Origin of the sequence: Streptococcus infantis (assembly GCF_047460875.1) — a bacterium.
Taxonomy (GTDB): Bacteria; Bacillota; Bacilli; order Lactobacillales; family Streptococcaceae; genus Streptococcus; species Streptococcus infantis_AA.
On sequence record NZ_JASHFI010000009.1, the window covers coordinates 83,592 to 96,020 of the forward strand.

The 12,429-nt window shown below is 40.9% G+C and carries 9 protein-coding genes, 1 tRNA gene and 1 rRNA gene; 10 read left to right on the forward strand and 1 reads right to left on the reverse strand.

Annotated elements, in window-relative coordinates; translation table 11 throughout:
- The first annotated feature begins 39 nt into the window (after positions 1-39).
- From QM887_RS07125 to gap, 7 genes are all read left to right on the forward strand, one after another.
- Entirely contained in the window at positions 40-663 is a 624-nt protein-coding gene (locus QM887_RS07125; protein ID WP_414271119.1) for an HI_0552 family protein, read from the forward strand.
- A 118-nt stretch (positions 664-781) separates the two neighbouring features.
- A complete protein-coding gene (tkt, locus tag QM887_RS07130) occupies positions 782-2,758 on the forward strand; it encodes a transketolase (RefSeq protein WP_414271120.1) in 1,977 nt (658 codons plus the stop codon).
- Positions 2,759-2,899: 141 nt separating this feature from the next.
- Entirely contained in the window at positions 2,900-3,220 is a 321-nt protein-coding gene (gene yajC / locus QM887_RS07135; RefSeq protein WP_075230544.1) for a preprotein translocase subunit YajC, read from the forward strand.
- A 48-nt stretch (positions 3,221-3,268) separates the two neighbouring features.
- The gene (locus tag QM887_RS07140; RefSeq protein ID WP_414271121.1) at positions 3,269-3,724 is read left to right on the forward strand and encodes a low molecular weight protein-tyrosine-phosphatase; all 456 of its coding nucleotides are present in this window, start codon (positions 3,269-3,271) and stop codon (positions 3,722-3,724) included.
- Complete coding sequence (locus QM887_RS07145; RefSeq protein ID WP_414271122.1) at positions 3,699-4,112, forward strand: hypothetical protein; 414 nt, start codon at positions 3,699-3,701, stop codon at positions 4,110-4,112. The genes QM887_RS07140 and QM887_RS07145 overlap by 26 nt, the downstream gene beginning before the upstream one ends.
- 300 nt (positions 4,113-4,412) lie before the next feature.
- A complete protein-coding gene (adhE, locus tag QM887_RS07150) occupies positions 4,413-7,064 on the forward strand; it encodes a bifunctional acetaldehyde-CoA/alcohol dehydrogenase (RefSeq protein WP_414271126.1) in 2,652 nt (883 codons plus the stop codon).
- Positions 7,065-7,329: 265 nt separating this feature from the next.
- Entirely contained in the window at positions 7,330-8,340 is a 1,011-nt protein-coding gene (gene gap / locus QM887_RS07155; protein ID WP_049492462.1) for a type I glyceraldehyde-3-phosphate dehydrogenase, read from the forward strand.
- Between the two features lie 69 nt (positions 8,341-8,409).
- Here gap and QM887_RS07160 read toward each other — a convergent pair whose 3' ends face one another.
- Positions 8,410-9,285, reverse strand: coding sequence for an RluA family pseudouridine synthase (locus QM887_RS07160; RefSeq protein WP_414271123.1), 876 nt, complete (start codon positions 9,283-9,285; stop codon positions 8,410-8,412).
- An 88-nt stretch (positions 9,286-9,373) separates the two neighbouring features.
- Here QM887_RS07160 and pbp2a point away from each other — a divergent pair, with 88 nt between their 5' ends.
- The 3 genes from pbp2a to QM887_RS07175 form a co-directional block, all read left to right on the forward strand.
- Positions 9,374-11,599: a penicillin-binding protein PBP2A gene (gene pbp2a / locus QM887_RS07165; RefSeq protein WP_414271124.1), complete on the forward strand. Its 2,226-nt coding sequence runs from the start codon at positions 9,374-9,376 to the stop codon at positions 11,597-11,599.
- A 297-nt stretch (positions 11,600-11,896) separates the two neighbouring features.
- A tRNA-Glu gene (locus QM887_RS07170) sits at positions 11,897-11,968 on the forward strand.
- 243 nt (positions 11,969-12,211) lie between these two features.
- Positions 12,212-12,429 (forward strand): 16S ribosomal RNA (locus QM887_RS07175); the annotation flags it as partial.

Genomic DNA, 12,429 nt, shown 5'->3' on the forward strand with positions numbered 1-12,429 from the left:
GCTTCCCTGATTTTTTGCTAGCTAAGGGAGGTTAATCCTATGTTGAATACAATGAGAGACTATCTAGCTTTCTCTGGTTTGCAGTATCAAAAACCAGAGAAGGCAGGACAAGATGCAGAGAAAATGCTTTATTTGAGGAGTAAGGGACAGGAAGCTAGGAAAGCTTTTACAGAACTGGCAAAGGCTTTTCAAGCAAGGCATCCAGAATGGATACTGCAAAGATCGAGTCAGTGGATGAATCAAGCCCAACGTTTGCGACCTCATTTCTGGGCCTATTTGCAGCGTGAGGGAAGAGTGACAGAACCTATGTTGGCCCTTCGTTTGTATGGAAGCCCTTCTGATTTTGGAGTTTCACTAGAAGTGAGTTTTATTGAACGTAAGAAGGATGAGCGAACATTAGACAAACAAGCCAAGGTTTTAGAAGTTCCAGTGGTAGAAGGGATTTACTATCTAGTCTACTCAAATGGAGAAAGTCAAAAGATGGGGGCTACTGAGGAAAATCGCCAAGTTTTAAGAGAAAAAATCGCCCATCAGGAAGTCCGCAAAGTTTTAGTAAAGGCAGATGTTCCAGTGACAGACGAACAAATTCTAGGCAAGTTTTTAGATGAATTAGATAAAATTTTTGAAAAATTAATGCTGTACTATCAAGCGACTAGAAATTAGCCTAGTCGGCTGAGTCATTTTATAGTAAATTGTTTTATTGCTATTCTATCTGTTTTTTCATATAATAGTAGAATAGGATATGTGATAAACTTATCACCTCAAAGAGAAAGGAAATTCTATGTCAAATCTATCTGTTAATGCGATTCGTTTTCTAGGTATTGACGCTATCAATAAAGCCAACTCAGGTCACCCAGGGGTGGTTATGGGAGCTGCACCGATGGCATACAGCCTATTCACTAAAGAACTTCGTATCAATCCAGCCCAACCAAACTGGATTAACCGCGACCGTTTCATTCTTTCAGCTGGTCACGGATCAATGCTTCTTTATGCCCTTCTTCACCTTTCTGGTTTTGAAGATGTGAGCATGGATGAAGTGAAGAACTTCCGTCAATGGGGCTCTAAAACTCCAGGTCACCCAGAATTCGGTCATACAGCAGGGGTTGATGCAACAACAGGCCCTCTAGGACAAGGGATTGCGACTGCGACAGGTTTTGCACAAGCAGAACGTTTCCTTGCAGCCAAGTATAACCGGCAAGGTTATAATATCTTTGATCACTACACATATGTTATCTGTGGAGATGGTGACTTGATGGAAGGTGTATCAAGTGAAGCAGCTTCATACGCAGGTTTGCAGAAACTTGACAAATTGGTTGTTCTCTATGATTCAAATGATATCAACTTGGATGGTGAGACAAAAGATTCTTTCACAGAAAGTGTCCGCGATCGTTACAATGCTTATGGTTGGCATACAGCCTTGGTAGAAGATGGGACAGACTTAGAAGCTATTCAAGCAGCTATTGAAGAAGCTAAGGCTTCAGGGAAACCATCTTTGATTGAAGTAAAAACTGTTATTGGTTATGGTTCGCCAAACAAACAAGGAACTAATGCCGTACACGGTGCTCCTCTTGGTGCAGACGAAACTGCTGCAACTCGTCAAGCTCTTGGTTGGGACTACGAACCATTCGAAATCCCAGCAGAAGTTTATGCTGATTTCAAAGAAAATGTTGCGGACCGAGGTGCATCAGCATATGAAGCATGGACAAAACTAGTCGCAGATTACAAAGAAGCTCATCCAGAACTTGCTGCAGAAGTGGAAGCAATTATCGAAGGACGCGATCCAGTTGAGGTAACTCCAGAAGACTTCCCAGCTTTAGAAAATGGCTTCTCTCAAGCAACTCGTAACTCAAGTCAGGATGCTTTGAATGTAGTGGCTGCTAAATTGCCAACCTTCCTTGGCGGATCAGCTGACCTCGCTCATTCAAATATGACTTACATCAAAACTGACGAACTTCAAGATGATGCAAATCGCTTAAATCGTAACATCCAATTTGGTGTTCGTGAATTTGCAATGGGTACAGTCTTGAACGGAATGGCTCTTCACGGTGGACTTCGTGTTTACGGAGGAACTTTCTTCGTATTCTCAGACTACCTTAAAGCAGCAGTTCGTTTGTCAGCCTTACAAGGTCTTCCTGTAACTTATGTCTTCACACACGATTCAATCGCAGTTGGTGAAGACGGACCAACTCATGAACCAATTGAGCACTTGGCAGGTCTTCGTGCGATTCCAAACCTCAATGTTTTCCGTCCTGCTGATGCGCGTGAAACTCAAGCAGCTTGGTACCTTGCAGTGAATAGTGAGAAAACACCAACTGCCCTCGTCTTGACTCGTCAAAACTTGACTGTTGAGGAAGGAACAGACTTTGATAAGGTTGCGAAAGGTGCTTATGTTGTCTATGAAAATGCTACAGACTTTGACACTATTTTGATTGCAACAGGTTCAGAGGTTAATCTGGCTGTTGCAGCTGCTAAAGAATTGGCAAGTCAAGGTGACAAGGTGCGCGTGGTTAGCATGCCATCTACAGATGTCTTTGATGCGCAAGATGCAGCATACAAAGAAGAAATCTTACCAAATGCTGTCCGCCGTCGTGTAGCAGTCGAAATGGGAGCGACTCAAAACTGGTACAAATACGTTGGTCTTGATGGAGCAGTTCTTGGTATTGATACCTTTGGAGCTTCTGCCCCAGCACCAAAAGTTTTAGCAGAGTTTGGCTTTACAGTTGAAAACCTTGTAGAACTTGTGAATAACTTGAAATAATTTAGAGGCATATTGCTAAAAAATCGAGGTTGGGAATTTTTGTCCCAGCCTCTTTCTTGATATAAAAGCATGGCCTAATCTTGTAAAAACACTTAAAATTTGTTATAGTAGTTTTATCTGAATTACAAAGGAGTAAAAATAATGGGTGGGAATTTAACATTTTTGATTATGCTTGTCTTGATGTTGGGCTTGATGTTCTTCATGCAACGTTCTCAAAAGAAACAAGCGGAAAAACGTATGGAGAGCCTCAATAAGCTTCAAAAAGGCTACGAAGTAATCACTATTGGTGGTCTCTACGGTACAGTCGATGAAGTAGACACAGAAAATAGAACAATTGTTCTTGATGTTGATGGCGTATACCTAACCTTCGAACTAGCAGCAATTCGAACTGTTTTGCCAGTCAAAGAAGCTGTGACACCTGAAGGAGCAGTTATCGAAGACGGCAGTGCTATTGAAGAATAAAACGGGGTGGATCTCATTCCCGTTTTTCTATAAGTGAGAGGAAGAGTAATGAAAAAAATTGCTTTTGTCTGTCTTGGTAATATTTGTCGCAGTCCTATGGCGGAATTTGTGATGAAATCCTTGACCGATAAGTATGAGGTTCAAAGCCGAGCGACTTCTTCCTGGGAACATGGCAATCCGATCCACAAAGGGACACAAGAAATCTTTCGAAGCCATGGCGTTCCTTATGATACTTCGAAAACTTCCCAACAAATTTCTAAAAATGACTTTGAGTATTTTGACTATATCATTGGTATGGATGAGTCTAACATTGCTGACTTATATCAGATGTGCCCGCAAGATCAACAAGATAAGATCCAAGCGTTTGCATCTGAAAGCATTCCAGACCCATGGTATACAGGTGATTTTGAAGAAACTTACGATCGGATTTCAACTGGTTGTCGAGCTTGGTTAAGTCGCTTAGAAAATGAGAGTGAAAATGGAAAATATAAAGAAACTCTATGAAAAATACAGTGTCTATTTGACACGCTCTAGACTAGAAATTGCGACAGTAATCGTCATTGTTGTCTGCGCAGGTTTAGTATTTCTGACAAATCTTCCCAAGCAAGGAGTTCTCAAACTGGATGGGGATACCATTGTTTACGATGGAAGCCTAGTTCGTGGTAAGATGAATGGTCAGGGAACTGTTACCTTTGCAAACGGTGATAGATATACTGGAGAATTCAGTAACGGAGCCTTCAATGGTAAAGGCACCTACCAAGCCAAAGCAGGCTGGGTATATGAGGGTGATTTTGTAAATGGCCAAGCTGAGGGAAAAGGAAAATTGACTACTGAACAAGAAGTAGTTTATGAGGGAGACTTCAAGCAAGGTTTGTTCCAACAAGCACAGTAACCTCCTCCTAGAAGGAGGTCTTCTTTTAGAGTATAAGAAAACGCTTACATGGAAGCGAAGGACATTTCCAACCTCTCTTTACAATTAAGTTTGTGAAAAATAAAACTTTTTTAAAAACATTCACAAACTAGTGGCTCAAAAGCATCTGCAAAAGGGTGTTTGACATCATTTTCACAAACAAACAAAAAAAGTTTGTGAAATGCTCATGAAACTGTTTACAAATTTTAAAAAAAGAGTTATAATAAACTTGTGAAAAAATTAACAAAGGACTTACAATCCTTGAAAGCTATGGAGGAAAATATGGCTGATAAAAAAACTGTAACACCAGAAGAAAAGAAACTCGCTGCTGAAAAGCATGTCGATGGTTTGGTGCAAAAAGCTTTAGTTGCCCTTGAAGAAATGCGTAAACTCGACCAAGATCAAGTCGATTATATCGTAGCAAAAGCTTCAGTTGCAGCACTTGATGCTCACGGAGAATTGGCTTTACATGCCTTTGAAGAAACAGGACGTGGAGTATTTGAAGATAAAGCAACTAAAAACCTATTTGCTTGTGAGCACGTAGTAAACAACATGCGCCACACTAAAACAGTTGGAGTTATTGAAGAAGACGATGTGACAGGATTGACTCTTATCGCTGAACCAGTTGGTGTTGTTTGTGGTATCACTCCAACAACTAACCCAACTTCAACAGCAATCTTTAAAGCGTTGATTTCATTGAAGACTCGTAATCCTATTGTCTTTGCATTCCACCCATCAGCTCAAGAATCATCAGCTCACGCGGCTCAAATCGTTCGTGATGCAGCAATTAAAGCAGGTGCTCCTGAAAACTGTGTACAGTGGATTACTGAACCATCTATGGAAGCAACTAGCGCATTGATGAACCACGAAGGTGTTGCAACAATCCTTGCAACAGGTGGTAATGCCATGGTTAAAGCTGCATATTCATGTGGTAAACCAGCTCTTGGGGTAGGTGCCGGAAACGTTCCAGCTTATGTTGAAAAATCAGCTAACATCCGCCAAGCTGCTCACGATATCGTAATGTCTAAATCATTTGACAATGGTATGGTCTGTGCATCTGAACAAGCGGTTATCATTGATAAAGAAATTTACGATGAATTTGTAGCAGAGTTCAAATCTTATCACACTTACTTTGTAAACAAAAAAGAAAAAGCTCTTCTTGAAGAGTTCTGCTTCGGAGTGAAAGCAAACAGCAAAAACTGTGCTGGTGCAAAATTGAACGCTGACATCGTTGGTAAACCAGCAACTTGGATTGCAGAACAAGCAGGATTTACTGTTCCAGAAGGAACAAACATTCTTGCTGCAGAATGTAAAGAAGTTGGTGAAAACGAGCCATTGACTCGTGAAAAATTGTCACCAGTTATCGCAGTTTTGAAATCTGAAAGCCGTGAAGATGGTATTGCCAAAGCTCGTCAAATGGTTGAATTTAACGGTCTTGGGCACTCAGCAGCCATCCATACAGCTGATGAAGAATTGACTAAAGAATTTGGTAAAGCTGTTAAAGCTATTCGTGTTATCTGTAACTCACCTTCTACTTTCGGTGGTATCGGGGACGTTTATAATGCCTTCTTGCCATCATTGACACTCGGATGTGGTTCTTACGGACGTAACTCAGTTGGGGATAACGTTAGCGCCATCAACCTCTTGAACATCAAAAAAGTCGGAAGACGGAGAAATAACATGCAATGGATGAAACTTCCTTCAAAAACATACTTTGAACGTGATTCAATTCAATACCTTCAAAAATGTCGTGACGTTGAGCGTGTCATGATCGTTACTGACCACGCTATGGTAGAGCTTGGCTTCCTTGATCGTATCATCGAACAACTTGACCTTCGTCGCAATAAGGTTGTTTACCAAATCTTTGCAGATGTAGAACCAGATCCAGATATCACTACGGTTGAACGTGGTACTGAGATTATGCGTGCCTTCAAACCAGATACAATCATCGCTCTTGGTGGTGGATCGCCAATGGACGCTGCTAAAGTAATGTGGCTCTTCTACGAGCAACCAGAAGTGGACTTCCGTGACCTTGTACAAAAATTCATGGATATCCGTAAACGTGCCTTCAAATTCCCATTACTTGGTAAGAAGACTAAATTCATCGCGATCCCAACTACATCTGGTACAGGATCTGAAGTAACTCCATTTGCCGTTATCTCTGATAAAGCAAACAACCGTAAATACCCAATCGCTGACTACTCATTGACACCGACTGTGGCAATCGTAGACCCTGCTTTGGTATTGACAGTTCCTGGATTTGTTGCTGCTGATACTGGTATGGACGTATTGACTCACGCGACTGAAGCTTACGTATCACAAATGGCTAGCGACTACACTGATGGTCTTGCTCTTCAAGCTATCAAACTTGTATTCGAAAACCTTGAAAGCTCAGTTAAGAATGCAGACTTCCACTCACGTGAGAAAATGCATAACGCTTCAACAATCGCTGGTATGGCCTTTGCGAATGCCTTCCTAGGTATTTCTCACTCAATGGCTCACAAGATTGGTGCGCAATTCCACACAGTTCACGGACGTACAAATGCAATCTTGCTTCCATATGTTATCCGTTACAACGGTACTCGCCCAGCTAAGACAGCTACATGGCCTAAGTACAACTACTACCGTGCAGATGAGAAATATCAAGATATCGCTCGTATGCTTGGACTTCCAGCTTCTACACCAGAAGAAGGGGTTGAATCTTTTGCAAAAGCTGTTTACGAACTCGGTGAGCGCGTAGGTATCGAAATGAACTTCAAAGCACAAGGTGTTGACGAAAAAGAATGGAAAGAACATTCACGTGAATTGGCCTTCCTTGCTTATGAAGACCAATGTTCACCTGCAAACCCACGTCTTCCAATGGTTGACCATATGCAAGAAATCATCGAAGATGCTTACTATGGTTACAAAGAAAGACCAGGACGCCGTAAATAATTGATTATCAGCCAAAACCGAGGGGAACCTCGGTTTTTTATGGTTAGAGAGTGTATTTTCATAAAAAACTGCAAGGATGAGAGTCAGATGCAAGGCTAAGTAAAGAAATGAAAATATTACCAAAGCTTATCAGAAAAACAAGGCCAGCGCTTGCAATTAAACTCAAATAGTTATATAATAGGTTTGTTGAAAGGTGATTTGTAGTGATTCAAGTTACTCTTTTCACAATAAAATTTTCATGATTTTCATAAGGAGGAAATCACTAATGGTAGTTAAAGTTGGTATTAACGGTTTCGGACGTATCGGTCGTCTTGCTTTCCGCCGTATCCAAAACGTAGAAGGTGTTGAAGTTACTCGCATCAACGACCTTACAGATCCAGTTATGCTTGCACACTTGTTGAAATATGACACAACTCAAGGTCGTTTCGACGGAACTGTGGAAGTTAGAGAAGGTGGATTTGAAGTTAACGGTAAATTCATCCGTGTTTCTGCTGAACGTGATCCAGAACAAATCGACTGGGCTAACGACGGTGTAGAAATCGTTCTTGAAGCTACTGGTTTCTTTGCTAAGAAAGCAGCTGCTGAAAAACACTTGCACCCAGGTGGAGCTAAGAAAGTTGTTATTACTGCTCCTGGTGGAAACGACGTTAAAACAGTTGTATTCAACACTAACCACGATGTTCTTGATGGTACTGAAACAGTTATCTCAGGTGCTTCATGTACTACAAACTGCTTGGCTCCAATGGCTAAAGCTCTTCAAGACAACTTTGGTGTTGTAGAAGGATTGATGACTACTATCCACGCTTACACTGGTGACCAAATGATCCTTGACGGACCACACCGTGGTGGTGACCTTCGTCGTGCTCGCGCTGGTGCAGCAAACATCGTTCCTAACTCAACTGGTGCTGCTAAAGCTATCGGTCTTGTAATCCCAGAATTGAACGGTAAACTTGACGGATCTGCACAACGCGTTCCAACTCCAACTGGATCAGTTACTGAATTGGTTGCTGTTCTTGAAAAGAACGTTACTGTTGATGAAGTGAACGCAGCTATGAAAGCAGCTTCAAACGAATCATACGGTTACACAGAAGATCCAATCGTATCTTCAGATATCGTAGGTATGTCTTACGGATCATTGTTTGACGCAACTCAAACTAAAGTTCTTGACGTTGACGGTAAACAATTGGTTAAAGTTGTTTCATGGTACGACAACGAAATGTCATACACTGCACAACTTGTACGTACTCTTGAATACTTCGCTAAAATCGCTAAATAATTCTTGAGTTGATAGAAAAGCAAGGCCAACAGGTCTTGCTTTTCTTATATGGAAAAATGGATGACGCAATCATCCATTCTTTTTTAATTCTTTTTCAAAAGTATCTGAGAGGACAGTGAAGCTTAATTTCTCTAGAGTAAGCGGATGTGTGAAGGAAAGTTTATAGGCGTGGAGCATGAGTCTACTTGTTTTTGAATTTGGATTGTAGAGGGGGTCGCCGAGAATGGGGTGATTGTGGTGGGAAAGATGGACCCGAATTTGATGCGTCCGTCCGGTTTTTAGCTGACAACGAACCAATGAAGTACTATCTTTGAACTCTTTTAATCGAGTCACATGGGTTTCGGCATACTGACCATTTTTAGGATCAACAAGACGTTTTCGACGATCATGGCGATCACGACCAATTTTATCACGGAAAACAAGTTCTTTTCTTCCGACCTTACCAGCCACTAGTGCCCAGTACTCTCGAGAGATTTCTTTTTTTTCCAATAAACGATTGAGAATGGGGAGGATGAAGGGATTCTTAGCAAAAAGCACTAAACCACTTGTTTCCATGTCTAGTCTATGAACCACATAACAGGTTTGCCCTGTGTAAGCTGTCACGTGATTGAGGAGGGCAATCTCATCAGGTTGATTCCCGTGAGTTTTCATCCCCTCAGGCTTGTTGACAACGATTAAATGTTGGTCTTGGTAGACTTCTTGGACAAGATTTGGGTCTCCCCAAGGGATTTCCTTACTAGGATAGTCATCAGAATCAAAAGTTAACTGACATTCATCGCCAGGCTTAATGATTTGATGCCAGTGAACTTGTTCTTTGTTGATGAGAATATTCTTTTTAGTCCTCAGGAAATGACGGATTTTTCTCGGAATGAGTAGTTGCTCCTCTAGGAAAAATTTGACGGTCATTTCAGGCAAAGAATCCGGAATAATAAAGGTAAATTTCATACAGATATTGTAACAAAAAATAACCTATTTGGACAGAGAAACTAGCTAAATTCTTGTCTTCCTAAGGGGAAGATGATAAAATAAACGCATGAAATTAGATAATCTATTTGAAAAATTCCTTTCTTTGTTTAAGAAAGAGGAGAATGAAACTCCAGAAGCAAAAAATGATGACACTTATAAAGAAGAAAGAGCGACGAGTAACTTGCGACGGTCAAGAGGAGACCGAAAGAAAGCAGGACAAGTCGGATCAATTCGCAAATTTTGGCGTCGCTACCATCTGACGAAAATCGTCCTTATCCTAGGACTTAGTGCCAGTTTATTCGTTGGGGTCTATCTATTTGCCTTGGCTAAATCAACAAATGTTACAGATTTGCAAAATGCTTTAAAAACACGAACTGTCATCTTTGACAGAGAGGAGAATGAAGCAGGGGCCTTATCGGGGCAAAAGGGAACCTATGTTGAGCTTGCTGATATTAGCGAAGATTTACAAAATGCAGTCATCGCAACTGAGGATCGAAGCTTTTATAAAAATGATGGTATTAACTATGCTCGTTTCTTCATGGCAATATTGACGGCAGGGAGATCGGGTGGAGGTTCTACCATTACTCAGCAGTTGGCAAAAAATGCCTATTTATCTCAAGATCAAACTGTGCAGAGAAAGGCAAAAGAATTCTTCCTTGCTTTGGAACTAACCAAAAAATACAGTAAAAAAGAAATTCTAACCATGTATTTGAACAACGCCTACTTTGGTAATGGAGTTTGGGGTGTTGAGGATGCAAGTAAAAAGTATTTTGGGGTTTCAGCTTCACAATTAACTCTTGATGAAGCGGCTACTCTAGCGGGAATGCTTAAAGGACCGGAATTATACAACCCTTTAAATTCGCTTGAAGATTCCACTAATCGTAGGGATACTGTTTTGCAAAACATGGTTGCAGCTGGATTTATTGATAAGGATACTGAGGCAACATCAGCTAGTGTTGATATGGCTTCTAGGTTGCAGGATACTTATGAGGGGAAAATATCAGATTACCGATACCCGTCTTATTTTGACGCGGTTGTCAATGAAGCGGCTGAAAAGTATAACTTAACAGAAGAAGAAATTGTGAACAATGGCTATCGAATTTATACAGAACTAGATCAGAATTACCAGGCTAATATGCAGGTCATTTATGAAAATACTTCTCTGTTTCCAACAGCCGAAGATGGAACACATGCTGAGTCAGGCAGTGTCGCCTTGGAGCCAAAAACAGGAGGCGTACGAGGAGTTGTAGGCCGTGTAGCTGGTGATGATAAAACAGGTTTCCGTAATTTTAACTATGCAACTCAGTCAAAAAGAAGTCCAGGATCTACTATTAAACCTTTAGTGGTTTATACACCGGCGGTTGAAGCAGGTTGGGCCCTAAATAAAGACTTAGATAATCATACTATGCAATATGATGACTATAAAGTAGACAACTATGCGGGAATAAAGACATCTAGAGAAGTGCCGATGTATCAAGCCTTGGCTGAATCTCTAAACTTGCCTGCAGTAGCAACCGTTAAAGAACTAGGTATCGATAAAGCTTTTGAGGCAGGAGAAAAATTCGGCCTCAATATGACTAATGTCGACAGAGTACTCGGAGTTGCCCTAGGTGGTGGTGTGGAAACCAATCCGCTTCAGATGGCTCAAGCATATGCAGCATTTGCAAATGAAGGGATAATGCCTGAAGCTCACTTTATCACCCGAATTGAAAATGCTAGCGGACAAGTGATTGCAAGTCATAAAAATACTCAAAAACGAGTTATTGACAAGTCAGTTGCCGATAAGATGACTAGTATGATGCTAGGAACCTTTACAAATGGTACAGGGATCAGTTCGTCCCCAGATGACTACGTCATGGCTGGGAAAACAGGAACGACAGAAGCGGCCTTCAACCCAGAATATACAAGTGATCAATGGGTTATTGGGTATACCCCTGATTTAGTGATTAGCCACTGGCTCGGTTTTCCAACGACTGATGAAAATCACTATTTAGCAGGTTCTACTTCAAATGGAGCTGCTCATATCTTTAGAAGTATGGCGGAAACAATCCTACCATATACTCCGGGTAGCACTTTTACAGTAGAAAATGCCTATAAGTTAAATGGTATTGCGCCAGAAAATACACGTAAACAAACAGCAAATGATACTAGTGCGCAGTCGGATGATATATTAGCAGATATTCGTGGACGAGCACAGAATTTGGTTGATGAAGCAGGAAAAGCAATTTCAGATGCTAAGATTAAAGAAAAAGCACAGACGGTTTGGGATACTATTGTAGACCTTTTCCGCTAATTTATATAAAAGATGAGAATATGAAATTCTTGTCTTTTTTATTGCTAGTTTCTACAATAGAGTTAAGAAAGACAAGATAGGAAATGAAATGTATCTTTCCACTTTTTACGGTTTGATTTATTCTATAGTAGAAAAAAACAAAAATACTATTTTCTAGAGTACAACTATACAAAGGTCGCAAATCTCTTCTCAGGGAGTTAGAGCTAGTCTTCAAAGACTGGTGAAAAAAAGTTTCAAAAAGGTGTTGACAAGTAAGAAAAAGTCGGTATAATAGTAAGAGTTGAAAATAACAACTCCGGTCCGTTGGTCAAGGGGTTAAGACACCGCCTTTTCACGGCGGTAACACGGGTTCGAATCCCGTACGGACTATAGTGTATTGCAGATGAAACACTGGATGAAAAAAGTTAAAAAAAGTTTCAAAAAAGTGTTGACAAGAGATGGCGACTGTGATATACTAATATAGTTGTCACTTGAGAGAGATTGAGTGACAAAGACCTTTGAAAACTGAACAAGACGAACCAATGTGCAGGGCACTACAACTGAAGTTGTAGTACTGAACAATGAAAAAAACAATAAATCTGTCAGTGACAGAAATGAGTGAGAACTCAAACTTTTAATGAGAGTTTGATCCTGGCTCAGGACGAACGCTGGCGGCGTGCCTAATACATGCAAGTAGAACGCTGAAGGAGGAGCTTGCTTCTCCGGATGAGTTGCGAACGGGTGAGTAACGCGTAGGTAACCTGCCTGGTAGCGGGGGATAACTATTGGAAACGATAGCTAATACCGCATAAGAGTAGATATTGCATGATATCTGCTTGAAAGGTGCAATT